Annotated in this window: 21 protein-coding genes; 9 read left to right on the top strand and 12 right to left on the bottom strand. The window is 59.2% G+C overall.

Features of this window, described 5'->3' with window-relative positions; all coding sequences use genetic code 11:
- Positions 1-89: 89 nt before the first annotated feature.
- The 9 genes from cheD to HRR99_RS01640 all read right to left on the bottom strand — a co-directional run bounded on the left by cheD (position 90) and on the right by HRR99_RS01640 (position 8,271).
- Entirely contained in the window at positions 90-635 is a 546-nt protein-coding gene (cheD, locus tag HRR99_RS01680; protein ID WP_111840818.1) for a chemoreceptor glutamine deamidase CheD, read from the bottom strand.
- Positions 632-1,021, bottom strand: a complete 390-nt coding sequence (cheY2, locus tag HRR99_RS01675; protein WP_042618009.1) for a chemotaxis response regulator CheY2 — start codon at positions 1,019-1,021, stop codon at positions 632-634. The genes cheD and cheY2 overlap by 4 nt, the downstream gene beginning before the upstream one ends.
- Positions 1,021-2,076 carry a protein-glutamate O-methylesterase CheB gene (gene cheB / locus HRR99_RS01670; RefSeq protein WP_111840817.1) on the bottom strand — a complete coding sequence of 352 codons (1,056 nt, stop codon included), beginning with the start codon at positions 2,074-2,076 and terminating at the stop codon, positions 1,021-1,023. Before cheB ends, cheY2 begins: the two co-directional genes overlap by 1 nt.
- On the bottom strand, positions 2,073-2,981 hold the full coding sequence (gene cheR, locus HRR99_RS01665) for a protein-glutamate O-methyltransferase CheR (protein ID WP_111840816.1): 909 nt from the start codon (positions 2,979-2,981) through the stop codon (positions 2,073-2,075). The genes cheB and cheR overlap by 4 nt, the downstream gene beginning before the upstream one ends.
- A gap of 12 nt (positions 2,982-2,993) precedes the next feature.
- A complete protein-coding gene (locus HRR99_RS01660) occupies positions 2,994-5,240 on the bottom strand; it encodes a chemotaxis protein CheA (protein WP_233122532.1) in 2,247 nt (748 codons plus the stop codon).
- A 16-nt stretch (positions 5,241-5,256) separates the two neighbouring features.
- Positions 5,257-5,622 carry a chemotaxis response regulator CheY1 gene (gene cheY1, locus HRR99_RS01655; protein WP_111840814.1) on the bottom strand — a complete coding sequence of 122 codons (366 nt, stop codon included), beginning with the start codon at positions 5,620-5,622 and terminating at the stop codon, positions 5,257-5,259.
- Entirely contained in the window at positions 5,619-5,918 is a 300-nt protein-coding gene (locus HRR99_RS01650; RefSeq protein WP_111840813.1) for an STAS domain-containing protein, read from the bottom strand. The genes cheY1 and HRR99_RS01650 overlap by 4 nt, the downstream gene beginning before the upstream one ends.
- The gene (locus tag HRR99_RS01645) at positions 5,918-7,474 is read right to left on the bottom strand and encodes a methyl-accepting chemotaxis protein (protein WP_233122531.1); all 1,557 of its coding nucleotides are present in this window, start codon (positions 7,472-7,474) and stop codon (positions 5,918-5,920) included. The genes HRR99_RS01650 and HRR99_RS01645 overlap by 1 nt, the downstream gene beginning before the upstream one ends.
- A gap of 461 nt (positions 7,475-7,935) precedes the next feature.
- Positions 7,936-8,271 (bottom strand): hypothetical protein, encoded by a 336-nt coding sequence (locus HRR99_RS01640; RefSeq protein WP_233122530.1) that lies wholly within the window; start codon positions 8,269-8,271, stop codon positions 7,936-7,938.
- Positions 8,272-8,508: 237 nt separating this feature from the next.
- Here HRR99_RS01640 and HRR99_RS01635 point away from each other — a divergent pair, with 237 nt between their 5' ends.
- From HRR99_RS01635 to HRR99_RS01605, 7 genes are all read left to right on the top strand, one after another.
- Positions 8,509-11,427, top strand: coding sequence for a monovalent cation/H+ antiporter subunit A (locus tag HRR99_RS01635; RefSeq protein WP_112498917.1), 2,919 nt, complete (start codon positions 8,509-8,511; stop codon positions 11,425-11,427).
- On the top strand, positions 11,427-11,762 hold the full coding sequence (locus HRR99_RS01630) for a Na+/H+ antiporter subunit C (protein WP_111840809.1): 336 nt from the start codon (positions 11,427-11,429) through the stop codon (positions 11,760-11,762). Before HRR99_RS01635 ends, HRR99_RS01630 begins: the two co-directional genes overlap by 1 nt.
- On the top strand, positions 11,759-13,405 hold the full coding sequence (locus HRR99_RS01625; RefSeq protein WP_233122529.1) for a monovalent cation/H+ antiporter subunit D: 1,647 nt from the start codon (positions 11,759-11,761) through the stop codon (positions 13,403-13,405). The genes HRR99_RS01630 and HRR99_RS01625 overlap by 4 nt, the downstream gene beginning before the upstream one ends.
- A complete protein-coding gene (locus HRR99_RS01620) occupies positions 13,402-13,890 on the top strand; it encodes a Na+/H+ antiporter subunit E (RefSeq protein ID WP_233122528.1) in 489 nt (162 codons plus the stop codon). The genes HRR99_RS01625 and HRR99_RS01620 overlap by 4 nt, the downstream gene beginning before the upstream one ends.
- Positions 13,887-14,168 carry a K+/H+ antiporter subunit F gene (locus HRR99_RS01615; RefSeq protein ID WP_111840807.1) on the top strand — a complete coding sequence of 94 codons (282 nt, stop codon included), beginning with the start codon at positions 13,887-13,889 and terminating at the stop codon, positions 14,166-14,168. The genes HRR99_RS01620 and HRR99_RS01615 overlap by 4 nt, the downstream gene beginning before the upstream one ends.
- Entirely contained in the window at positions 14,165-14,509 is a 345-nt protein-coding gene (gene mnhG, locus HRR99_RS01610; RefSeq protein WP_233122527.1) for a monovalent cation/H(+) antiporter subunit G, read from the top strand. The genes HRR99_RS01615 and mnhG overlap by 4 nt, the downstream gene beginning before the upstream one ends.
- A gap of 244 nt (positions 14,510-14,753) precedes the next feature.
- A complete protein-coding gene (locus tag HRR99_RS01605; RefSeq protein WP_233122526.1) occupies positions 14,754-16,595 on the top strand; it encodes a methyl-accepting chemotaxis protein in 1,842 nt (613 codons plus the stop codon).
- Between the two features lie 61 nt (positions 16,596-16,656).
- On the opposite strand, the gene HRR99_RS01600 is transcribed toward HRR99_RS01605, so the two are convergent.
- Positions 16,657-20,166 (bottom strand): PAS domain-containing hybrid sensor histidine kinase/response regulator, encoded by a 3,510-nt coding sequence (locus tag HRR99_RS01600; RefSeq protein WP_233122525.1) that lies wholly within the window; start codon positions 20,164-20,166, stop codon positions 16,657-16,659.
- A 208-nt stretch (positions 20,167-20,374) separates the two neighbouring features.
- Here HRR99_RS01600 and mscL point away from each other — a divergent pair, with 208 nt between their 5' ends.
- Both mscL and HRR99_RS01590 read left to right on the top strand, forming a co-directional pair.
- Positions 20,375-20,818, top strand: a complete 444-nt coding sequence (mscL, locus tag HRR99_RS01595) for a large conductance mechanosensitive channel protein MscL (protein WP_045229844.1) — start codon at positions 20,375-20,377, stop codon at positions 20,816-20,818.
- Between the two features lie 95 nt (positions 20,819-20,913).
- Positions 20,914-22,086: a pyridoxal phosphate-dependent aminotransferase gene (locus HRR99_RS01590; RefSeq protein ID WP_233122524.1), complete on the top strand. Its 1,173-nt coding sequence runs from the start codon at positions 20,914-20,916 to the stop codon at positions 22,084-22,086.
- 111 nt (positions 22,087-22,197) lie between these two features.
- Here HRR99_RS01590 and HRR99_RS01585 read toward each other — a convergent pair whose 3' ends face one another.
- Together HRR99_RS01585 and flhB are read right to left on the bottom strand one after the other, a co-directional pair.
- Complete coding sequence (locus tag HRR99_RS01585) at positions 22,198-22,647, bottom strand: hypothetical protein (RefSeq protein WP_112498922.1); 450 nt, start codon at positions 22,645-22,647, stop codon at positions 22,198-22,200.
- Positions 22,648-22,652: 5 nt separating this feature from the next.
- A complete protein-coding gene (gene flhB, locus HRR99_RS01580) occupies positions 22,653-23,732 on the bottom strand; it encodes a flagellar biosynthesis protein FlhB (RefSeq protein WP_422387283.1) in 1,080 nt (359 codons plus the stop codon).
- Between the last annotated feature and the right edge of the window lie 15 nt (positions 23,733-23,747).

The raw sequence follows: 23,747 nt of genomic DNA, 5'->3' as shown, positions 1-23,747 counted from the left end.
CGGAATTGCGGACCGAGAGGTTTTTACCCGGTTCGAAACTCAAACAAAAATGATGGTACGGCGTGAGCAAATCGCCCTTATACGCCGTGTCAGAAAAACTCGATATCGTTGGCCACTGGCTTCGGCGCCGGTGCTGGACGTCTTTCCAGCGCGACCGTCGACTGTGCTTCGGCACCGCTGAGCGGATGCTGACGCGCACGACCGGAGACCGGCCAGAACTCTACCTTGCGGCCCGAGTCCCCCCCGGTCGACTGCCCCAGCAGACGAATGCCTTCATCCTTTAGAAATTGCACCGCGAATGCGGCGTTCTGTTCGCCGACATTCGAGAAGCTGGCAATGGTTTTCGCCCCGCCGAAAATCTTTGCCTCGAGCCGATCGCGGCGTGCTCCCTGCTTGAGCAAGCCGTTGATCAGCAATTCCATGAGATGCACCCCATAACGGGTTGCATCTCCGCCCCCCATGCCCCCTGTCCCCGGCAGCAGAAAATGGTTCATGCCGCCGACGCCCGCAACAGGGTCTCTGAGACACGCAGCCACGCACGAACCGAGAATGGTCGTCAGGACCACATCGGGATCATTGGCGATTTTATACTCGCCTTGGATAATATGTACGCGCTTGGCTGCGGTTTCGATCATTTCAAGGATCCAAATACGGCTTCGATTGCCGCCTTCATCTTGTCGATGGAGAATGGCTTGGCCAGAACGTTGTTGGCGCCCAGCTGTGCCGCCTTCTGAACCAGCGCGCGGTCACCCTGCGCGGTCAGAATGATGAAGGCTGCCTTCTTGGTGGTGGGGTTCGTGCGAACCGCCTGCAAGAAGCCGAGGCCATCCATCTTGGGCATGTTGAAGTCGGAGATCACGAGATGATGGGGCTGCTGCTCCATGATCTTCATGCCCTGCTCGCCATCGCCAGCGGAGGTGATCTGCTTGAAGCCGAGCTGCGTCAGTGCATCACTGAGCAGGAGGCGGCTTGTGACCTGATCGTCAACGATCAGAACTTTGATTTTTTCTGCAAGAGACATTAGTCGGAACCTTCTTTTCGGGCAGCAGTAAGTTTCAGAATTTCTTCGCCGATGGCGTTGAGCGGAAATTGTTGTTCGACGGCACCAAGCTCATGAGCAACGCGTGGCATGCCATAAACGACGCAGGTTTTTTCGTTTTGGCCGATCGTGCGCGCACCGGCATGGCGCATCTTCAGCAGTCCGGCAGCACCGTCCCGCCCCATTCCGGTCAGGATGACACCAACGGCATTGCGTCCGGCGAGTTCGGCCACGGAATCGAACAGAACATCAACGGACGGACGATGGCCATTAACAGGTTCTTTTTCCAAAAGCCTGCAACTTGGTGCGGAATGATTAACGACCTGCAAATGGCGCTCCCCGCCCGGTGCAAGATATATTTTCCCGGTCTGGAGACGCGCCCCATCGGTTGCCTCTTCCACCACCGGTGCGCACAGTCTGTTCAGACGCTCAGCAAAGCTTTTCGTGAACGTCGATGGCATGTGCTGCGTGATGACGGTGGGTGGGCAATTGGCCGGGAATTTCTGTAAAACGGAGATCAGAGCCTCGACACCGCCGGTCGAAGAACCGATGGCGACGATCTTGCGACCGACGCGGTAATCGCTGACCGCCATGGGCAGCGACGCAACGGGTTTTTCCACCTCGACGCTGCGATAGCTCTGATGCTGCGAACGTGCGGCGGCCTTGACCTTCTCGGCCAGATCGCCAAACGGCCTGCTGTCGCCCGGCGCTGGCTTGCCGACGCAATCGAACGCGCCGATTTCAAGCGCCGCCAGCGAAGCACCGGCACCGCGATGCGTCAGCGTCGAGACCATGATGACGGGCATAGGCCGAAGCCGCATGATCTTTTCCAGAAACTCGAGACCGTTCATCTCTGGCATCTCGATATCCAGCGTCACGACATCAGGATTGAGCTCCTTGATCGCGGCGCGCGCTTCCATGGCGTTGCCCGCCTGGCCCACCACTTGAACATCGGGGTCGGCTTTCAGGACAGCCGAAATCAGGCCGCGCATCGTCGGGGAATCATCGACGACGAGGACTCTGGCGGGTGCGCTCATGCTTTCCTCCCGCCCGGTTTGCCGATGTATTTATAGGTCGTGATGCCGGTATTATCGAACAGCGCCTTCGGGTCGCCCGAGACCCGTTCGGAGTGGCCGATATAGAGATGGCCGCCTTCCGGCAGAAGACCGGCAAAACGTGCCCAGATTTTCACCTGTGTCGGCTCATCGAAATAGATCACCACGTTGCGGCAGAAGATCACGTCGAAACCGCCCTTGAAGGGCCATTGCGTCATGAGGTTCAGCTCGTTGAAGGTGATCAACTTCTTGACCTTGTCGCTGATCTGAAACTTGCGGCGACCGGCGACATCCACGTCCTGGAACCATTGCTTGCGCATGGCAGGCGTGACGGTTTCCAGTGCGTTTTCGTCATAGACCCCGGCTCTGGCCTGCGCCAGAATTTTGGGGTCGATATCGGTTGCCAGAATGCGGAAGTCGTATTCGGCGGCGTTGGGAAACATGCCCAGAACCGTCAAGGCGATCGAATAGGGCTCCTGCCCATCGGAACATGCGGCAGACCAGATACGAACACGTCCACCGGCTTTCGCACGGTTGATGAGCCCTGGAAGAACCTCATCGCGCAGATTCTCGAAGTGGTGGTTTTCGCGGAAGAAGCGCGTGAAGTTCGTCGTCAGATGCGACAGCATCTCGCGACGGGCATGGGCGCCTTCCTGGGACGACACGAGGGTGCAGTATTCCCGAAAACCGGAAATACCCAGATTGCGGATGTGCTTGGACAGTCGCGAATAAACGAGCGACGCCTTGGTGTCGTTCAGATAGATGCCGGCATCGGCATAGATCATCGCGGCGATTTCGGACAGGTCGCGGCGTGTCAGCGGATATTCTCCGCTGGCCAGCACTTCGTCCGGGGATAGGCGTGTATCGTTAAACTTGAGCGCTGTCATTCATCACTACTTTCAACCGGCTACCGCAAGAGACATCTCTTGCTTGAGCGACTGGCCACGAGACGCGCCGACAACGGCATCCACATCCAGAATGAGAGCCACGCGGCCATCGCCAAGGATGGTTGCGGCAGCAATGCCCGGAACGTGGGTGTAGTTGGCTTCCAGCGATTTGATCACGACCTGACGCTGACCCTGGATGGCATCGACCATCAGAGCGCGCTGACCGCCACCTTCCGATTCCACCAGAAGGGCAACACCGTCGACCGGGTTTGCCTGGGTGGCGCGGAAGTTGAGAATGCGACCGACGTCCACCAGCGGGCAGAAGGAGTTGCGGATGGAGATCAGGCGCTGGTTGGAACCGAAGGAGTGAATGTTCACGGCTTCCGGCTGCAATGTTTCGACAATCGCCGTCAAAGGCACGACCAGTGTCTGGCCAGCAACCGTCACCACCATGCCATCGAGAACGGCCAGCGTCAGCGGAAGGCTCATGGTGAAGGTGGAGCCGAGACCCGGACGCGAGGTGATGCTGATGCGGCCACCGAGTGCCTGGATCGAGCGCTTGACCACGTCCATGCCGACGCCACGACCCGAAATGTCGGAAATCTTGTCGGCGGTGGAGAAGCCCGGTGCGAAGATCAGGTTGTCAATTTCCTCATCCGTCAGGTTGGCATCGGCAGCGATCAGATCGTTGTCGATGGCCTTCTGACGAACGCGCTCGCGGTTGATACCCGCGCCGTCGTCGGCCAGTTCGATCAGAATGCGGCCCGAACGGTGCTTCGCCGTCAGCTTGACGGTGCCCTCAGGGTTCTTGCCTGCGGCTTCGCGCTTTTCAGGTGTTTCGATGCCGTGGTCGACGGCATTACGGATCATGTGCGTCAGCGGCTCGGCCAGCTTGTCGATGACCGTCTTGTCCACTTCGGTGTTTTCACCCTCGGTGATCAGACGGATCTGCTTGCCAATCATGTCGGCCACTTCGCGAACGATACGCGACATGCGCTGGAAGACAGGCTTCACAGGCTGCGCGCGGATGGCCATGACGCTATCCTGAATTTCACGCGTCAGCTGCTGGAGTTCTTCCAGACCCATGTTCACGGCAGATGTGCCGGTCGTGTCGTTCTCGATGACGCTCTGCGACAGCATCGCCTGGTTGATGACGAGCTCGCCAACGAGGTTGATGAGGCGGTCGACGCGGTCGAGATCGACGCGGATGGTCTGACCGGCGCTGGCGTTTGCGGCAGCAGCGGCGGCAGCCGGTGCTTCCTTCTTCTCGGCAGCGGCAGAAACGGTGCGCGTGACTTCGGTCGCGGCAACGGCTGTTGCAACGGTCTTTGCAGCAATCGTCTCTTCTGCGCCAGCAGACATGACGGCTGGTTCGTCGGCAACTTCATCCAGTACCGAAAGATCGAACGGCACCGGTATCATCGGCAGTTCTTCTTCAGGCGGGGCTTCGGCGACGATCTCGGTGATTTCCAGATCGCAATCCCATTCCGCGAACTCGAACACGGTGCGGATGCCAGCGGCGCCCTTGTCCGTCTTGATCGTGATCTTCCACTGGAAATAGGCCGCTTCCGGCTCGATGTTTTCGAGCGCAGGCAGGTTGCTCATGTCGCAGTTGATGCTCATCTCGCCGATGCGCGAAAGGTCGCGCAGCAGAAGTGCTGCTTCGTTACCCTTGGCATAGAGCGAGTTCTGCGGCTTGAAGACGACGTTGAAGGACGGTGTTTCCATCAATGGAACCGTGTCGTCTTCAAAATCGCCGAAGGAGAAGGCGACGGGCTGGAAGCCGCTGTCGTCTGTCGGGGCCGGTGCTGCTGCAACCGGTGCAGGCGCTGCGGCCTTTGGTGCGGCTGGTTCTGCTGCACCGGGCGACACCTTTTCGCCGTTGGCAAGCGCTTCCAGTTCCTTGACCAGACCGCGTGTACGGCCTTCCTCAACGCTGCCACCATCACGGGCGGCATTGGTCAGATCGGCCAGAACGTCAGCCGATTTCAGCATGACCTTCAGAACGTCCTGATCGGGCTCGAGCTTGTTCGAGCGTACGCAATCCAGTGTCGTTTCGAAAACATGGGCGAAGGCCACGAGATCTTCGAGACCGAATGCACCCGCTCCACCCTTGATGGAATGAACGGCACGAAACACAGCATTCACGGTTTCCGGGTCGCGGTCGCCGTCATTTAATTTCAGAAGACCCGATTCCAGTTCAGCGAGTTGCTCCTCGCACTCCTGGAAAAAGATTTCTTTGATTTCGTTCATATCCATCGTGTGTGGTCCCGTATCAGGCAGTTACGCGTTCAATGGCATCGATCAGCTTTGCAGGGTCGAACGGCTTGACGATCCAGCCGGTAGCGCCTGCCTGGCGGGCACGATTTTTCTTCTCGGCATCGCTTTCGGTGGTCAGCACGAGGATGGGGATCGCACGGTACTTTTCGTTGCGACGAACGCCCTCGATGAAGCCGAAGCCATCAAGACGCGGCATGTTGATGTCGGTGACGATGACATCCGGCTGGCAGCCTTCCAGCACTTCCAGCCCTTCGATGCCGTCTTCTGCCTGAATGGTCTCAAAACCGGCATTGTTCAGCGTCAATAGCAGCATATTGCGGATCGTTCTGGAGTCGTCGACGGTCAGAACCTTCTTCTTCATTTCTGCATCTCCTTCGGGAGCATATGATCGATGTCCATGCCGATCAGTTTAAGGGTTTTGTCAAAGGCATCGGATGCCTTGGAAAATGTGAATGACTTGCCGTCGGCTTCCCAAGCCTTGACGCCTGCCATCAAGACCTGGGCGCACTGCACGCCCACGCGCTCGACCTCGGAGGCATCCACCGCAAGCGGGGCACCCCTCATTTCCATCAGTTTTCCGTGCAAGACGGATGCCTGATTGAGGTCCAGCACCGGTGACAATTTCAATGTCGACTGCGCTGCTTTCCTGCCTGCCATCAAATCACTCCTTGGCGTCTGAATTGTTGGTGCACGTAGCCATAGTCCATGGGCTCTTCGCGCATGGTCGCCACGTTTTGCTGATGTTGTCTCGTGATCGGCTGCTCCACCGCGTTCATCTGGCGGGCAATGCGGAATTCCCGCACGGTCCGGCCCAGCTCGAGAATGACTGTGTGCAGGTCGTCTGCGTCCTGCGAAGCCGTCGTCAGGCGGCTGGCGGAACGGTCCGTCTCCGCGCCGATGGCATTGAGTTCCACCGCAACGCCCTGCAGGCTGGTGACGTTTTCACCGGTGCGACGGGCCACATCGCCGATCATGTCGCTGACGCCGGAGACCTGGCGAACAACGCCGCCGATGGCTTCCTGGGTGCGGTTGACCATGCGAACTCCTGCGTCCACCTGCGTTTTCGTGCCGTTGACGAGGTTCTTGATTTCGCGTGCGGCATCGGCAGAACGCTGCGCCAAGGCGCGCACTTCCTGCGCCACCACGGCAAAACCGCGACCGCTTTCGCCAGCGCGTGCCGCCTCAATGCCTGCATTGAGTGCAAGCAAGTTCGTCTGGAAGGCAATCTCGTCGATGGAGCCGATGATGCGACCGATCTGCTCGGCGGATTGTTCGATACCGGCCATGGCGCTGATGGCTTCACCGACGGCGGTGCCGCTTTCGGTTGCCGCCGTGCGGGCCTGTGTCATTGCATTTTCTGCGGCCTGAATGCGCTCGCTGCTGGTGCGCACTTCGCCGATAACGGCGCCCAGCGTATCGGAAGCACCGGTAAACCTTTGTGCCTGCTGCGAGGACTGCGCGGCCATAGTACGGCCCTCGCCTGCCATGCGCTCGGTTGCGGTCTGCGCATCGCGCACACCGGCCTGCGCCGCAGCCATAGAAGCTTCGATCTTTTCCAGCGCGCTGTTGAAGGCCTCTGCCAGATCGCGGTAGACGTCGGGAATGTCGCCGATGATGCGCGCGGTCAGGTCACCGGCTGCAAATGCATTCAGTGCATCGCCCAGAAGCCGCTTGGCATCGGCCTGGTCGCCTTCGCGCTGCTTGGCCAGTTCCTGGGTGTGGCGAAGGCGCAATTCGTTGAAACGCAGCGACACGGCAATTTCGGTATCGACCATCACCAGCCGGACGACGGCCTTGACGGCTTCGGCCAGTTCGCGCTGACGCTTGCGATTGCCGGGCAGAATGGAGCGGGGCGCGTTTTGCGCAATCAATCCGCCCAGAAGATTTTCAAGAACTACCGCATGACCGGCCACGTGCCAGCGCGGGTCGAGACCCATGCGGCTTTCGGTGTCGGACAGAACCTTGATCCGTTCCGCATAGACAGCGTCGAAACGGGCGTCCGTCAAAACGCTCCAATGCGCGGTCTGGAGGTCGTGCAGACGGTCGAGCTGGTTTTCACTTTCGAAAGAAGGGGAACAGTCGGGCATGGACTGGAAGCGAACCATCAGGTCGCGCAGGCCCGCCTTGACGTGGGGCTCCAGCATGGTGCGGTAACGGCGCAGCAGATCGCACTGGTCTTGGTCAAGACCAGCAAAACGCAACCGGCCTGCCAAGCTTCCGCCTGTGGCCTTTCGCGTATGATCTGTTGGCAATTCCTGCCCCAAGCGACGTCCCCGATAGTTACGCCGGTTGAAACCGGCTCATGACCGATTGAGAATGTCAGTATCCGGGAGGATATTTCACGAGCCCGCGCACCACACATGGTGACGCACCGACGCTGCTGAGCCTTCTGCAATCAAAGAGAATACCGGATCAACCCGGTACGGCAGGGCGGCGTCATGCCTGGAAGGAGATTGGTGAAACTCCATTCCGCCGTGAAATACGTCCAATCTTTATGGTTAATTCCTTGCTTGAAGGTTAAGAAAGCGCGGTTTCACCTGAGATTGCTAAAATTTGTTATGTAATTTATCTTTCACAACATTTAACAGGATCGGATTCATTCGAGAATCGCCGTTTTTGGAAAAGATTTCTTATTTTTAGGCCTCCCGCGCTGGACAACGGCAACACCGTTCCCCTAAAACAAAATCACACGATATCCACTTCCATGGTGATGTTTCAACGAAACGCTGACGACGAATAAGGAGACATGATTTTGCCATGGATCGGGAAAAGCCGTTGCGCCCCGCTTCACTCCACGAGGCTGATCGATGTCTTTGTCGCGGGCATGCTCGTTTTCATCGGAATTCAGGTTGCCGCAAACGCCGCGCCGGTTCTGAAACCACACCGTCTCGAACGCTCCCATCTTCCGCAGCAGACAGCGCCCTCCGGTGCCGAGGCAAGCGCTGATCTGGCTGTTCAAGTCGCCATCTGCGATGTCTGCGATCACACGCTCGATCACAATTTTGTTCATGGGATTTTACCGGTTTTGCCACTGGTAACCGACTGTAGGAAGGCCCAAATCGGGCTTGAAGACCTGCGCGCCGATCTGCGTGGTTTTCGTCTCGCCGGAACGGTCTCGCCTCGCGGTCCACCGAAAACAAGCACATAGCCGTCACGGCCATTTCTTCCGTCTCTTCCCGACGGATCTGGCGAAGCTGACGGACGCAAGAACCGCCAAACCGCAACGCCAGAGAAATTGCCAGCCTATATGAGACTTGAAGTCCTACTTCCCATTTTGATTGCCCTACCCTTCCTCGGCAGCATCATCACTGCCGCGATGCCGCGATATGGCGCCGCGCGCGCGCCCGCCGCCGTGGCCGGTGGCATTGCCCTGTTTGCGCTGCTTTCCGCTATCTTTCTCTATAGCAGCGTCAAGGGTGGCGCGGTCATCAAATATGATGTGGAATGGTTGCCGCAGCTCGGCCTCAACTTCACGCTTCGGCTGGATGCCTTCGCTTGGATGTTCATCATCCTCATCACCGGCATCGGTTTTCTGGTGGTGCTTTACGCCCGCTATTACATGTCGGCAGAAGACCCGATCCCGCGCTTCTTCGCCTTTCTCCTGTCCTTCATGGGCTCGATGCTGGGTATCGTGCTGTCCGGCAACGTCATTCTGCTGTCGATCTTCTGGGAACTGACCAGCGTCTTCTCCTTCCTGCTGATCGGTTACTGGCACCACAATGCCACCGCCCGCGATGGCGCGCGCATGGCGCTGACCGTCACCGGCATCGGTGGTTTCTGCCTTCTGGCGGGTCTGCTGATCCTCGGCCACATGGCAGGCAGCTACGATCTGGACGCGATCATTGCAAAGGGTGCCGATATCCGCGCCCACTCGCTGTATGTGCCAGCCCTCGTCCTCATCCTCATTGGTGCGCTGACGAAAAGCGCGCAGTTCCCGTTCCATTTCTGGCTTCCCAATGCGATGGCCGCGCCGACGCCGGTTTCGGCCTATCTGCACTCCGCCACCATGGTAAAAGCGGGCGTCTTCCTGCTTGCGCGCATGTGGCCGGTTCTGGCGGGGACGCCGGAATGGTTCTGGCTGCTCGGTTTCTGCGGCATCATCACCCTTTTGCTCGGCGCCTACTTCGCGATGTTCCAGCAGGATTTGAAGGGGCTTCTCGCCTACTCCACCATCAGCCACCTCGGCCTCATCACCACGCTTTTGAGCCTTGGAAGCCCGCTGGCCGCTGTCGCCGCCATCTTCCACATGATGAACCATGCCACCTTCAAGGCGTCTTTGTTCATGGCCGCTGGCATCATCGACCACGAGACCGGCACCCGAGACATGCGGCGTTTGAGCGGCCTCTATCGCTTCCTGCCCGCAACCGCCACGCTTGCCATGGCGGCCAGTGCGGCCATGGCCGGGGTGCCCTTGTTCAACGGCTTCCTGTCGAAGGAAATGTTCTTCGCCGAATCCGTCGAAACCCATGCGGATTCGCTGCTGGACAAGGCCCTGCCCTATGTCGCGACCCTGTCGGGTGCATTTGCGGTGGCCTATTCGCTACGCTTCATTCACACCGTGTTCTTCGGCCCGCCGCCGCACGATATTCCCAACCCCAAGCCGCATGAACCGCCGCGCTGGATGCGTTTTCCCATCGAGTTTCTGGTTCTCGCCTGCCTGATCGTCGGCATCGTGCCCAGCCTCTCCATCGGCCCGTTCCTGCATTCGGCGGTGCTGTCGGTGCTAGGGCCGCAGACGCCGGTCTACAGCCTGTCGATCTGGCACGGTTTCAACGTTCCGCTGATGATGAGCCTCGTGGCGCTCATCGGCGGCGTTGCCATCTATGCGGCGCTCGGCGGCTATTTTTCGCGCTGCGAAGATGGCCCACCGATCTTTCGCCACCTGCGCGGCCAGCGTATTTTCGAGCGCATCATCGTCACCGTGTCATGGAAATGGGCGCGCTGGCTGGAAAGCACGCTGGGAACCCGGCGTCTTCAGCCACAGCTGCGCATGCTGATCCTCGTTGCGCTGATTGCCGGTTTCTCGCCGCTTGCCGCCTCGCAGTTTTCGCTGACGCTGCCCAGCGTCACCAGTTTCGATCCGATCTTCGCCATTCTATGGGCCATCGGCATGATTGCCGCCATGGGTGCGGCATGGCAGGCGAAGTATCATCGGCTTGCGGCCCTCGTCATGCTTGGCGTCTCCGGCCTCGTCACCTGCCTCACCTTCGTGTGGCTGTCGGCACCGGATCTCGCGATTACCCAGTTGCTGGTCGAAATCGTCACCCTCGTGCTCATTCTGCTTGGCCTGCGCTGGCTGCCCAAGCGTATGGTGAAGGTGGACAACAACAACGAACTGCCCTCGCAGCTTCGTCGCGGGCGGGATTTCCTGCTCGCCGTTTTCTGCGGCATCGGCATGAGCGTCATCGCCTTTGCCGTCATGACGCTGCCGGTGCCCAACACGATCGCAAATTATTTCCTCGAGAAAGCCTATTCGGAAGGCGGCGGCACCAATGTCGTCAACGTCATTCTGGTGGACTTCCGTGGCTTCGATACGATGGGTGAAATCGCTGTACTGGCCATCGTCGGCCTCACCGTCTTTGCGCTGCTTCGCCGTTTCCGCCCCGCTCAGGAAAGCATCGGCCTGCCGGAACAGCAGCTCATCCAGAACGCTTTCGATGCCGATAGCCCAGAGCGCAGCAAGGGCGATACGGTGCGCGATTACCTGCTGGTGCCATCGGTCATCATGCAGTGGATGTTCCCCGTCATCGTCACCTTCTCCTTCTTCCTGTTCATTCGCGGTCATGATCTGCCCGGCGGCGGGTTTTCGGCTGGCATCACGATGGCGGTGGCGTTCCTGCTGCAATATCTGGCAGGCGGCACCCGCTGGGCGGAAGACCGTATCCGCATCCTGCCGCTGCGCTGGATGGGCTTTGGCCTGTTGATGGCGGCATCGACCGGTATGGGGTCGTGGTTCCTGGGCTATCCGTTCTTGACCTCCTATTTCCAGTACACGGAGATCCCCTATATCGGCAAAATGCCGACAGCCACGGCGCTGCTGTTCGATCTCGGCGTCTTTTCGCTGGTGGTCGGCGCGACCGTTCTTATTCTGATAGCATTGGCGCACCAATCGCTGCGTAATTACAAGGTACGTACGCCCGACGCCGCAAAAGCGGAGGACGCGTAATGGAACTCATTCTCGCCATGGGTATCGGTGTGATGACGGGATCGGGCGTCTGGCTGATCCTGCGCCCGCGCACCTATCAGGTCATCATCGGCCTGTCGCTGCTGTCCTACGCCGTCAATCTCTTCATCTTCGGCGTCGGCGGCATCAAGACCAATGCACCACCCCTGCTTCTGGATGGCGTCATCACCTCTACCCTCACCGATCCGGTTCCACAGGCACTGGTGCTGACAGCCATCGTCATCGGCTTTGCCACCACCGCCCTGTTCCTCGTGGTGCTGCTGGCAGCGCGCGGCCTGACCGGCACCGACCATGTCGACGGGAGGGAAACGAAGTGAACGACTTCCCCGCCCACATCGTCGTTTTACCCATTCTGGTGCCGCTGATCGCCGGTGCACTGCTGCTCTTCATCGATGAGCGCAAGCGTACCGCGAAGGGTCTCATCAGTGTCCTTGCCACTTTCGTATCGCTGGCCGTCGCCATCGCGCTGTTTCTCGAGGTGAATTCGACCGTCAACACGGAAGTCGCAGCCGTCATTTCGACCGGCGTCTACCTGCTCGGCAACTGGCCCGCCCCCTTCGGCATCGTTCTGGTCGCAGACCGCCTGTCGGGGCTGATGGTGCTGCTGGTGGCGCTGCTCGCCATTCCATCGCTCATCTATTCGCTGGCCAAATGGCACAAGGCGGGCGCGCATTTCCACTCACTGTTCCATCTGATGCTGATGGGCGTCAACGGCGCGTTCCTGACGGGCGATCTGTTCAACCTCTTCGTCTTCTTCGAGGTTATGCTGGCCGCCTCCTATGGCCTTCTGCTGCACGGTTCGGGACAGTTGCGAGTAAAGGCCGGTCTGCACTACATCGCCATCAACCTCGTGGCCGCACTCTTCTTCCTGATCGGCGTCAGCCTGATCTATGGCGTCACCGGCACCCTCAACATGGGCGATCTCGCCCAGCGCATTGCGGGCCTCAACCCGGATCAGCGCATGCTGCTGGAAACAGGCGCAGCCGTTCTCGGCATCGCCTTTCTGGTCAAAGCAGGCATGTGGCCGCTGAACTTCTGGTTGCCGTCCGCCTACAGCGCCGCCTCCGCCCCGGTCGCCGCGCTGTTTGCCATCATGAGCAAGGTCGGCATCTACGTGGTCGCCCGCCTGTCCTTCCTGCTGTTTGGTGAAACGGCAGGCGCCTCCGCAGGCTTCGGCCATGATGCGCTGCTGGTCGGCGGTATCGCCACCATCGTCTTCGGCACCATCGGCGTACTGGCCTCGCAGGCACTCGGACGTCTGGCCGGTTTCTCGGTGCTGGTGTCTTCCGGCACCCTGCTGGCGGCCATGGGCACCGGCAATCCCACGGTTGCCGCCGGTGCGCTCTATTATCTCGTCTCCTCGACGCTGACGATCAGCGCCTTCTTCCTGCTGATCGAACTCGTGGAGCGCGGACAGGATGCCGGTGCCAACGTTCTGGCCGTGACCATGGAAGCCTATGGTGACGGTGAGGAGGACGAGGTGGAAGACGAGGTCGGTGTGACCATGCCCGGCACCATGGCAGTTCTCGGCACCTGCTTTGCGGCCTGCGGAATTCTGCTCGCCGGTCTGCCGCCACTCTCGGGCTTCATCGCCAAATTCTCGATGCTCTCGGCCATCCTCAACCCATCGGGCCTTGGCGCGAACGATACCATCTCCACGCTGTCGTGGTGGCTGGTGTTCCTCATCGTCTTCTCAGGTCTTGCCTCGCTCATTTCCATGACGCGCGCTGGCATCCGCACTTTCTGGGGTTCGCTGGAAGGCACGGTGCCACGCGTTCTCGTCATCGAAATCGCACCGATCCTGCTGCTGCTCGGCATGACGCTCGCCATGACCATCGCTGCCGGGCCGATCATGCGCTACATGCAGGAAACGGCGCGGATCGGCGGCCTGCCCGAAAGCTACATCCAGGGCGTGATGACGGCACCGCGGGCCGCCACTGCCCCGGAGGCAGCACCATGATCAGACGCATCTTTCCCTACCCGCTGCTGACGATCTCGCTGGTCGTCTTCTGGATGACGATCAACAGCTTTTCGCCCGGTCATCTGTTGCTGGGAATTGCTGTTGCCATGGTCGCGTCCTGGGCCATGGCCTCGCTGCGTCCGCCAAAGCCGCGCATTCGCAACTGGCATCTCGTGGTGAAGCTGTGCTTCATCGTGTTTTACGATATCATTCGCTCCAACCTCGCGGTTGCCTTCATCATTCTGTTCAATCGTGACAGAAAGGCCAATGCGGGCTTTTTGACCATTCCGCTCGACCTGCGAGACCCGATGGGCCTTGCGGCTCTGGCCGTGGTGCTGACCGCCACGCCGGGCAGCGCATGGCTGGAATACAACTCCTCGCAGGGCACCCTGTTGATCCACGTTCTCGACGAAGTCAGCGAGGCGCATTGGCAGAACCTCATCAAAAGCCGATATGAAAAATTACTGATGGAGATATTCGAATGAGTTCGGTTATCCTGTTCTGGTCGTTTTCCATCGCCCAGTTCTTTCTCGCCATCGCCATGGCCATTTCCGTCTACCGCATCGCCATCGGCCCGCGCGCGCAGGACCGGGTGCTGGGTGTCGATACGCTTTATGTCAACGCTATGCTGCTGGTGCTGACCTTCGGCCTGCGCACCGGTAACGATGTCTACTTCGCCGCATCCCTGCTGATTGCCATCTTGGGCTTTGTTTCAACCGTTGCGCTCTCGAAATTCATGATGCGCGGGGAGGTCATCGAATGAGTGAAGCTGCCGAATTCCCCCTCTGGGCCGCCATACTGGTCGCATTCTTCGTGCTTTTGGGATCATCGCTGACGCTGGTCGGCACCATCGGCTTTGCTCGGCTGCAAAGTTTCTACGAGCGCCTGCACGCCCCGACGCTTGGCACGAGTTGGGGCACGGGCGGTATCGTCATGGCATCCATCATCTATTTCTCGGTGTCGGGCCAGCGCCCGGTCTTCCATGAAATCTTCATCGGCCTGTTCATGACCATCACCACGCCGGTCTCGCTGATGCTTCTGGGACGCGCGGCCCTCTACCGCGACCGCGCCGAACAGGACCCCAACAGTCGCCAGAGCCTCTGAGCGCTGAGCGCCCCAAAACCCGTTGATGTCGATAGTTTTTTGTAGAAAACTGACAGCCTGTAAAACAGCTTGATTGTTTTCTACAACCATTCACACCCTGAAAATCCAATGATTTCCTATATTTGACCCCTGTCAAATCCGCCAAAAAGATGAGTGATATCGCATATTTACAGCGGCGCGATGTTCCCTGAATCTTAACGGTTTTCCCGCATTGTGGCGGAATTCAGTTTGTTCGGGGTATGTTATGACGGGTTTCTTTTCAAAATCGATCGTGGTGCAGATGGTCTGTCTGACCATCGCACTCATTTTTATGGGCATCGTGGCCGTTGGCAGCACAACCTACATGCGGTTGAAAGATGATGTCATGGAAAGCGCTCTTCTCGATACGCGGCGCGCGGTCAGAAGCATGGCAATCCTTTATGAGATGAAGGTCGGCGGTGCGCAGGTCGCCATCGAAAACGGCGAACTGAAATCCGTCAGCCGTCCCAGCATCGGCTCTCTGCTGGACTTCGACCTTGTGGATCGCACCGGCATTTCCAATGGCGGCGTCGCCACGGTGTTTCAGGCTCAGGGGTCTGATTTCCTGCGTATCTCGACCAACGTGAAAAACGAAAAGGGCGAACGCGCCGTCGGCACCAAGCTGGCGCTCGACAGCCCCGCCTATGCCAAGATCAGCAAGGGTGAGGCCTACTTCGGTCAGGCCCGCCTGTTCGGCACCGATTACATGACTGGATACCTTCCCGTTCTCAATAAGTCTGGCGCTGCCGTCGGCATTCTGTTCGTCGGCGTTCCCATGACGGTCTATCAGTCTCACATCGACGGCCTGCGCGACATCGTGCTGTGGTGCGGATTCGGCGTCATGCTGGTCTTCGGCCTTCTCGGCTACTACGTCATCAACCGCGCACTTCGCCCACTCGGCGTGCTGACCAACGCGGTCAAGTCGCTGTCGGAAGGCAAGCTCGACACGACCATTCCCTATGTCCAACGCAAGAACGAGTTCGGCAACATTGCCCGCGCACTCGAAGTTTTCCGCGACAATGCCCATGAAAAGCTGGTCATCGAAGGCCGCAGTGCCGATGAACGCGCAGAAGCAGAAGCAGAACGCGGTCGCAACGATGCCGAAAAGCGCGAGACGGATCGCCAGATCGACTTCGCCGTGACCCAGCTGGCCGGTGGCCTTGCCCGGCTTTCGCAGGGTGATCTGACGCAGACCATCGATACGCCATTCTCCGGCCGTCTGGAGCAGTTGCGTTCGGACTTCAACAACTCGCTCGCCAACCTGAAAGACGTTCTGGCGCAAATCCGCGAGAGAACGCTGGTCATTCAGCACAACGGCATGGAAATGCGTGAATCCTCCAACGATCTGTCCCGCCGCACGGAATCACAGGCTGCATCGCTGGAAGAAACGGCTGCCGCCGTCGAAGAGATCACCGTGACCGTGAAGTCTTCGGCTGAACGTGCCCGTGAAGCCAACCAGGCGGTTCGCGTCACCCAGAAGAGCGCCGACAGCTCCGGCTCTGTCGTCAAGAACGCCATCGACGCGATGGGCCGTATCGAAGACGCATCCAAGAAGATCGAACAGATCATCGAGGTTATCGACGACATCGCCTTCCAGACCAACCTGCTTGCGCTGAACGCCGGTATCGAAGCTGCCCGCGCGGGTGAAGCCGGCAAGGGCTTTGCCGTCGTCGCTCAGGAAGTCCGCGAGCTTGCCCAGCGTTCGGCGGATGCCGCTCGCGAAATCAAGACGCTGATCAACCAGTCCACCAACGAAGTCGGCACAGGCGCGCTTCTGGTGCAGGAAGCCGGACAGGTTCTGTCCGACATCAGCGAGCAGATCATCGTCGTCAGCAAGCACGTCGAAACCATCGCGACTGCTACCGCCGACCAGTCCTCTGCGCTTCAGGAAGTCAACGGCTCCGTCAACCAGATGGACCAGATGACCCAGCAGAACGCCGCCATGGCCGAAGAATCCAGCGCCGCGACCCAGATGCTGTCGGAAGAGGTCGAAGCCTTGCTCGGTCTCGTCCAGCGCTTCCGCATCCAGCCTGACCAGCAGCGCGACCGCTACAGCCGCGCTGCCTGATCAAAGCTACATCATCCGAAATCCGAAAGGGCCGCCTGATACCTCTCAGGCGGCCCTTTTTCTATTCGGCTGCCGCCTGGGTGACGCTGAAAACCTGGTTGATATAGGCCCTGAGTGCAGCAGGCCGCACCGGTTTGTGCTGCACGGCAATGCCTTCCTTTTCGGCCTGCGCGCGCACCTCCGGCGTCCGGTCCGCCGTGATCAGCAGGGCCGGAATATCCTTGCGGTAGAAGCGTCGCAGCCGCAGCACGGCATCGATGCCATCGCCGTCGTCAAGATGATAATCCGCAACGATGATATCGGGCGCGTCGCCCGGCGCCGACAGCAAGGCATCGACGGCGCTGATGGAGCCCGCCGTGCTGACCTTGCAGCCCCAGCCGGATATGAGAAGCTCCATGCCATCCAGTATCTTCGGTTCGTTATCGATGCACAGCACCCGGAAACCGCGCAGTTGCTGGGCAACGGGCTGCGGCACATCTCGCTCCACCGCTTTCATTGACCTGCTCTGGGTCGTCTCGCGTGGCAGATTGACCCGGAAGGACGTCCCCCTGCCCGGCACGGACGAGAGGTGGACGGGGTGGTGCAGAATGCGCGACAGGCGGTCGACGATGGAAAGCCCAAGGCCAAGGCCTGCCGCCGTCTTGGCACCCTCGTCCAGCCGCGCGAACTCCTTGAAGATGGTGCGGAATTTGGACGACGGAATGCCGATGCCGGAATCCACCACCTGAATGATCGCCTCTTTCCCTTGGCGACGCACCCCGACGACCACCTTGCCTGTCACCGTATACTTGATGGCGTTGGACACGAGGTTCTGCACCAGACGTCGCAGCAGGTTGATGTCGGATTTCACCGTCAACGATGTCGGCATGACGATGAGTTCGAGGTTTTTTTCCCGCGCCATCGGCGCAAAATCCGTCTCGATGCGCTTCAACAGGTCATTCAAGGCAACAGATGCCATGCGCGGCTTCATGGTGCCGGTGTCGAGCCGCGAAATATCCAGCACGGCCCCGAGGATCGCCTCAACGGATTCCAGCGCCGAATCGATGTTCTGGACGAGGGAGCCATTCTCAGACGCGCCCACCCGCTCCACCAGCGCCGACGAATAAAGCCGGGCGGCGTTGAGCGGCTGGAGAATGTCGTGTCCGGCAGCGGCGAAGAAGCGGGTCTTGCCGATATTGGCCTCATCGGCAGCGGCCCGTGCCTCGGCCAGCTCGTGGTTTACCCTTGTCAGCTCGCCGGTACGCTCTTCCACCCGCTGCTCCAGCGTTTCGTTGGCCTGCTTCAGCGCCTGATCGCTCGCCACCCGCTGGGTGATATCGGTGAAGGTCGCGACGATGCCCTTGTCCGGCATGGCATTGGAGCGCACCTCGATGATCCGCGCGCCACCGGCCAGCACCAGCGAGAACGGCATGTCCATGGTCAGGAACAGATCGATGGTCTGCTTTTCCTGACCCGCTGCGATATCGCCGCGCTCTTCCAGCATCGCAACGATCTCGTTGAGCGGCAGACCCACGCGCCCGAACTGTTCCGGCAGGTCCAGCAGCGTGCGGAACCGGCGGTTCCAGATGGTCAGTTGCTGCGAACTATCGAACACGGCAATCCCCTGCTCCATCTGCGCCAGCGCCGTTTGCAGCATGTCCTGATTATATTGCAGCGCTTCGCTGGCCTGGTCCAGCAGCCAGACCGTATCGGCGCTGGTGTCCTCGGCCTTTTGCAGGATCAGCGACAGCACCAGCCGCGCCGAAGACGAGCCGATGGCACTGCCCAGCAATTGCTCCGAGAAATGAATAAGCGCCATATCCGCCGGTTGCTCGTCTTCCAGCTTGCGCCCGGCGGTCTTCTCGTAGGCAGACAGCGAGCGCAGCATGCGCTCCTCCCCCAGATAGCGTGCCACCGCAGTCTTCAAATCACCCACGCTGACCCGCGTTTTCCAGCCGCGCGTCGCAAATTGCGATCGCGAATGGCGCTTCACAAAAATGCCGGACTGGATGCGCTCCACCGGACGCGGATTGCGCGACAGAGACCCCAGCACGAAGGCAGCGCAATTGACCAGCAGGCTGAGCGTGACGGCGTTGACCAGCGGGTCGGCATCCGTGCCGCTGAACACGGTCACGCCCGGCAGCAGGAAGCTCAGAACCGTTGTTGCGATGTGAGAATTGTCAGGCCCGCCGAGGCTGGGTAGAAACAACAGATAACCCCAGACGAAGAAACCGGAACTCAAGCCCGCAATGGCCCCGCGCGCATTGGCCCGTCGCCAGACCAGCCCGCCCAGCAGAGACGGTGCCATCTGCGCGATTGCCGCAAAGGCCAGCAGACCGATGGAGGCGAGGCCCGACGCGCTGTCTGCCGCCCGGTAATAGGCATAGCCCAAAAGCAGAACCGCAAAGATAGCGGTGCGGCGGATGTTGAGCAGCGTCTTGGCAAAGTCATCGCGATGCGCGGTGCGGTTCAGCAACTTCTGCCGCAGGAAAATCGGCATCACGATATCATTGGAGACCATGATGGACAGCGCGACCGAAGCGACGATGACCATCGCCGTCGCCGCCGAAAAGCCACCGATGAAGGTGATCAGCGACACCACCGGCATCTGGTTCACCAGCGGCAATTGCAGCACATAGAGATCGGCGTCACCGCGGCTACCCAGCGTCAGCAGCCCGGCAATGGCAATCGGCAGCACGAAGATGTTGATGGCGATGAGGTAGAGCGGAAACAGCAGCCCCGCCATGCGCAGCTCATTCGGCGTGCGGTTTTCGACCACCGTCACATGAAACTGGCGCGGCAGGAGAATGATCGCGAAGGCCGAGAGCAGCGTCAGCACGATCCAGCGACTGATCGGCGTCTGATAGGACATGGCCTGCATGACCTGTTCGTTCTTCGACGCCAACTCCCAGAGCTGCGAGGGACCGTCGAACAGGAAGAAGACGACATAGACACCTGCCGTGCAGATGGCGATCAGCTTGACGACCGATTCCATTGAAATGGCGAGGATCAGCCCATCCTGATGCTCCGTAGCATCCGTGTGGCGGGTGCCGAAGATGACCGCAAATCCGGCCATGACGACCGTCACCAGCAGCGGCAGATCGAGGAAATAGAGATTGCCGCTGCCAATACCGTAATCGCTCGGGTCTACCATGGCGGCAACCGAGTTGGAGACGGCTTTCAGCTGCAAGGCGATATAGGGAATGGCCCCGACCAGCGCGATGATCGAGACCAGCGTTGCCACCGTCGGATTCTTGCCATAGCGGGCCGCGATGAAATCGGCGACCGACGTCAGCTTTTCGGCCTTCGCCAGTTCCACGATGCGCCGCAGGATGGGCATGCCCAATGTGAAGGCGAGGATCGGGCCGGTGTAGATGCCGAGGAATTCCAGGCCGCGTTCGGATGCGAGACCGACACCGCCGAAATAGGTCCATGATGTGCAATAGATCGCAAGGCTCAGCGCATAGACGATGGGCCTGCCCTTTTTCGAGGGCGGCTTGCCACGGCTCTTGGCGTCGCCATAACTTGCCACCGCAAACAGCAGCAGAATATAGGCGAATGCCGAACCGAATATGACCCACCCCGGAAGCACCTGGCTGTTCTCCTCCACCGTCCTCGCGGTCGAGCATAGGCCAGTTCCGCCAAAATGAGAATTGGTCAGGCCTTGGCATAAAGTTTAAGACGGCGGAACCAATCGTGTTTTTGTTGCGTATATCTGCACATTCGAAAATTGGATGTTATTATGCGTTGGTCGTCGCGGATGCGACGGCTGAGAGAGGGCTTCAAAGAGGGACATCTGAATGCTCAACGAATTTAAAACCTTTATCGCCCGCGGCAACGTTATGGACCTCGCCGTAGGTGTGATCATCGGCGCTGCCTTCAGCAAGATCGTCGAATCGGTGGTCAACGATCTGATCATGCCGATCGTTGGCGCCATCTTCGGCGGGTTCGATTTTGCCAATTACTTCCTGCCGCTCAGCTCGAAGGTGACAGCCGAGTCGCTTGCCGCTGCACGTGAGCAGGGTGCGGTTTTCGCCTATGGCAACTTCCTCACCGTCGTCATCAACTTCGTCATCCTCGCCTGGATCATCTTCCTGATGGTCAAGGGCGTGAACAAGCTGCGCTCGTCGGTCGAGCGTCAGAAGATCGAGGAGAAGAAGGAACCTGCTCCGCCGCCGGAAGACGTGCGTCTTCTCATGGAAATCCGCGATCTGCTGAAAACTTCTGGCACCAATCGCATCTGATCCATCAGAAAAATCCGTGATCTCTTCACGGAATATCATGCAAGACAGGCTTTTCATGCGCTAAAGAAGGCACTCACACTGGAGTGCCTTTTTTCATGTCGGTTCTGCAAAGTCTAAGTACCCGTTCTCTGGCTGCGCCTGAAAGCGGCATCGTCGAGGTCAAGAAATACGCCCATGCCCGCGAAAACCTTTTGCCGCTCTGGGTCGGCGAAGGCGATCTTCCAACACCTGCCTTCATCGCACAGGCGGCGGCAGATGCGCTGGCGGGCGGCGAGACCTTCTACACCTGGCAGCGCGGCATTCCAGAACTGCGCGAGGCGCTGAGCCGTTACTACCAGCGCCACTTTGCGGCCAGCCTCTCGTCCGACCATTTCTACGTCACCGGTTCCGGTATGCAGGCCATCGTCCTTGCCGTACAGGCGCTGACGTCACCGGGTGACGAGCTGGTGTACCTCACGCCGACATGGCCCAATATCGTCGCCGCCATCGGCGTGGCCGGTGCCAAGGCGGTGCCTGTCGGCATCGATTTCACCAACGGCAAATGGGATATCGATATTGCCAAGCTGGAACAGGCGATCACGCCGAAGACCAAGGCGCTGTTCATCAACACCCCATCCAACCCGACCGGCTGGACGGCGACGCTCGATAACCTGCGCGATATTCTCACTCTGGCGCGCAAGCACGGTCTCTGGATCATCGCCGACGAGATCTACGCGCTCTACCATTATGCCGGGACCCGCGCGCCATCCTTCCTCGACATCATGGAAGATGGCGACCGGATCGTGTTTGCCAATTCCTTCTCGAAGAACTGGTCGATGACCGGCTGGCGCGTCGGCTGGCTGGTGGCCCCACCGGAAATCGGGCAGGTCATCGAAAACCTCATCCAGTATTCGACGTCGGGCGTGGCGCAATTCATGCAGCGGGGCGCGATTGCAGCCCTCGATAACGGCGATGACTTCATCCGCCAGAACTTCGACCGCGCCGCCAGATCGCGCGACATTCTCTGCGATGCTCTGATCGCCACCAACCGTGTGGAAACGCTCAAACCCGATGGCGCGCTTTATGCGTTCCTGAAAATAGATGGTGTCACCGACAGCCGCGCAGCCGCCTTCGACATCGTCGATAAGGTCGGCGTCGGCCTTGCACCCGGCACAGCCTTCGGTTCAGGGGGAGAGCTGTTCCTGCGCGCCTGCTTCCTGCGCAATCCCGCCCAGATCGAAGACGCCGCAGACCGGCTCTCGAGCTATATTCTCGGCAAATCCATCTGACGCAAACCAAACGCCACCGGCGATCGTTTGGATCGTTGGTGGCGAGTGGTTTTATGTCAGGATTATACTTCTGAAACCGTGACGTGCACCGTCACGGTCTGTCACGCCAAATCAGTGAGCCGTGGTACTGACGGGTGCATCGTTCGCGCGCTGGAAGGCTGCGTGGCGCAGACTGTCGGCCAGGAACGCGGTATTCTCGTTCGGGTCGTTGGATGGATTCTGGAAGTTGATGTAGTTGATGTTCACCCCGGCGCGGTCCTTCTCCAGCAACAACTGTGCATAGATGGTGACGCCCTTCGGCTTGATTTCCAGATCCAGCGTGATGGTTGGATAGGTGTCCCAATCCAACTTGTAATCACCGCCGATGCCGAAATACACCGTGCCCGGATGGAAGTAGAGCTCGGCTGCCGAATCGACGAGATCCGACAGGGAGCTGTAATACTCGAATTTCAGGAGGGAGATCAGATCTCCCGCATCGATTAAACGAAGCTCGGCTGCCACAGGGCCGATTGCACGAGCCAAGATTTCTTCCCGTTCAGCCGAATATGAGCATTTTTTCATATTGATCAGTTTACCCGTCTTTTGTTTTGGCGTGCGGCGTAAACCTTATGAATAAGTTCAGCCACAGCCTTATAAAATACTGACGGTATGACACTATCGACCGAGACTTGTGCAAACATGGAGCGAGCGAGCGGAACGTCTTCAAAAATCGGAATTCCGTTTTCTGTGGCGATCTCCCTGATCCTCAAAGCGATGAGATCCTGCCCCTTGGCAACGACGACCGGCGCGTCGCTTTCTTCCTTCACGTAACGCAGCGCAACCGCATAGTGCGTCGGGTTGGTGATGACCAGCGTGGCTCTTGGCACGCCGTCCATCATTCTACGCCGTGCACGGTCACGCGCAATCGAGCGCTGACGGGCCTTGACCACCGGGTCGCCCTGCGATTGCTTGTATTCGTCCTTAATTTCCTGCTTCGACATGCGCTGGTCGGCGTGCCAGCGATAGGTCGTCCAGAAGTAGTCGGCGACGGTCAGAATGCCGGTCGAAAACAGAACCACGACGACCATTTTCTTCAGAATTTCATAGCCGGTGTAGATCATGGTGTGCGGGTCGGTGACCAGCGCGTCGAGCAGCTTATAGTAGTCGGCTTTCAGAACCATCACCATGATGATGGCGACGACCACCACCTTGAACAGCGATTTGCCGAAATTGACCATGCCATTGGCGCTGTAGATGCGCTTGAAACCACCGACTGGCGATATGCGCTCGAATTTCGGGGTGATTCGATCCAGCACGAATTGCGGCAGGTTCTGCACGAAGGACTGTGCCAGCCCGAACAGACAGAAGAGAATGGCAGCGGGTGTTAGCAGCCAACCGATCTCCTTTGCCAGATGCAGGCCAAGCGACACCATGTCGGCGGCGTTGGTCATCCGCCATTGTTCGGGCCGCTCGAGAATGTCTTGCAGTGTTTGCGACAGCCGTTTGATGCCATCGGGGAGAAAAAACACGAGATAAATGTAAAACGCGAGCGTGGACGCGAACAACGACGCTTCCTGCGATGAAGGGACATTTCCCTTTTCCATCGCGTCGCGTAGTTTTTTCTCTGTTGGTTCTTCTGTTTTACTGTCTTTGTCTTCGTCCGACAAGACACGTCCCCTCAA

The organism is Agrobacterium vaccinii (assembly GCF_021310995.1).
Lineage (GTDB): Bacteria > Pseudomonadota > Alphaproteobacteria > Rhizobiales > Rhizobiaceae > Agrobacterium > Agrobacterium vaccinii.
The sequence above is the reverse complement of the archived record's forward strand: the minus strand, read 5'-3'. Positions and strand labels throughout refer to the sequence as shown.

Excerpts from the sequence above, each read along its gene's own strand:
- cheD (WP_111840818.1), bottom strand. The coding sequence starts at position 635 with ATGATCGAAACCGCAGCCAAGCGCGTACATATTATCCAAGGCGAGTAT.
- cheY2 (WP_042618009.1), bottom strand. The coding sequence starts at position 1,021 with ATGTCTCTTGCAGAAAAAATCAAAGTTCTGATCGTTGACGATCAGGTC.
- cheB (WP_111840817.1), bottom strand. The coding sequence starts at position 2,076 with ATGAGCGCACCCGCCAGAGTCCTCGTCGTCGATGATTCCCCGACGATG.
- cheR (WP_111840816.1), bottom strand. The coding sequence starts at position 2,981 with ATGACAGCGCTCAAGTTTAACGATACACGCCTATCCCCGGACGAAGTG.
- HRR99_RS01660 (WP_233122532.1), bottom strand. The coding sequence starts at position 5,240 with ATGGATATGAACGAAATCAAAGAAATCTTTTTCCAGGAGTGCGAGGAG.
- cheY1 (WP_111840814.1), bottom strand. The coding sequence starts at position 5,622 with ATGAAGAAGAAGGTTCTGACCGTCGACGACTCCAGAACGATCCGCAAT.
- HRR99_RS01650 (WP_111840813.1), bottom strand. The coding sequence starts at position 5,918 with ATGGCAGGCAGGAAAGCAGCGCAGTCGACATTGAAATTGTCACCGGTG.
- HRR99_RS01640 (WP_233122530.1), bottom strand. The coding sequence starts at position 8,271 with ATGAACAAAATTGTGATCGAGCGTGTGATCGCAGACATCGCAGATGGC.
- HRR99_RS01635 (WP_112498917.1), top strand. The coding sequence starts at position 8,509 with ATGAGACTTGAAGTCCTACTTCCCATTTTGATTGCCCTACCCTTCCTC.
- HRR99_RS01630 (WP_111840809.1), top strand. The coding sequence starts at position 11,427 with ATGGAACTCATTCTCGCCATGGGTATCGGTGTGATGACGGGATCGGGC.
- HRR99_RS01620 (WP_233122528.1), top strand. The coding sequence starts at position 13,402 with ATGATCAGACGCATCTTTCCCTACCCGCTGCTGACGATCTCGCTGGTC.
- HRR99_RS01615 (WP_111840807.1), top strand. The coding sequence starts at position 13,887 with ATGAGTTCGGTTATCCTGTTCTGGTCGTTTTCCATCGCCCAGTTCTTT.
- mnhG (WP_233122527.1), top strand. The coding sequence starts at position 14,165 with ATGAGTGAAGCTGCCGAATTCCCCCTCTGGGCCGCCATACTGGTCGCA.
- HRR99_RS01605 (WP_233122526.1), top strand. The coding sequence starts at position 14,754 with ATGACGGGTTTCTTTTCAAAATCGATCGTGGTGCAGATGGTCTGTCTG.
- mscL (WP_045229844.1), top strand. The coding sequence starts at position 20,375 with ATGCTCAACGAATTTAAAACCTTTATCGCCCGCGGCAACGTTATGGAC.
- HRR99_RS01590 (WP_233122524.1), top strand. The coding sequence starts at position 20,914 with ATGTCGGTTCTGCAAAGTCTAAGTACCCGTTCTCTGGCTGCGCCTGAA.
- HRR99_RS01585 (WP_112498922.1), bottom strand. The coding sequence starts at position 22,647 with ATGAAAAAATGCTCATATTCGGCTGAACGGGAAGAAATCTTGGCTCGT.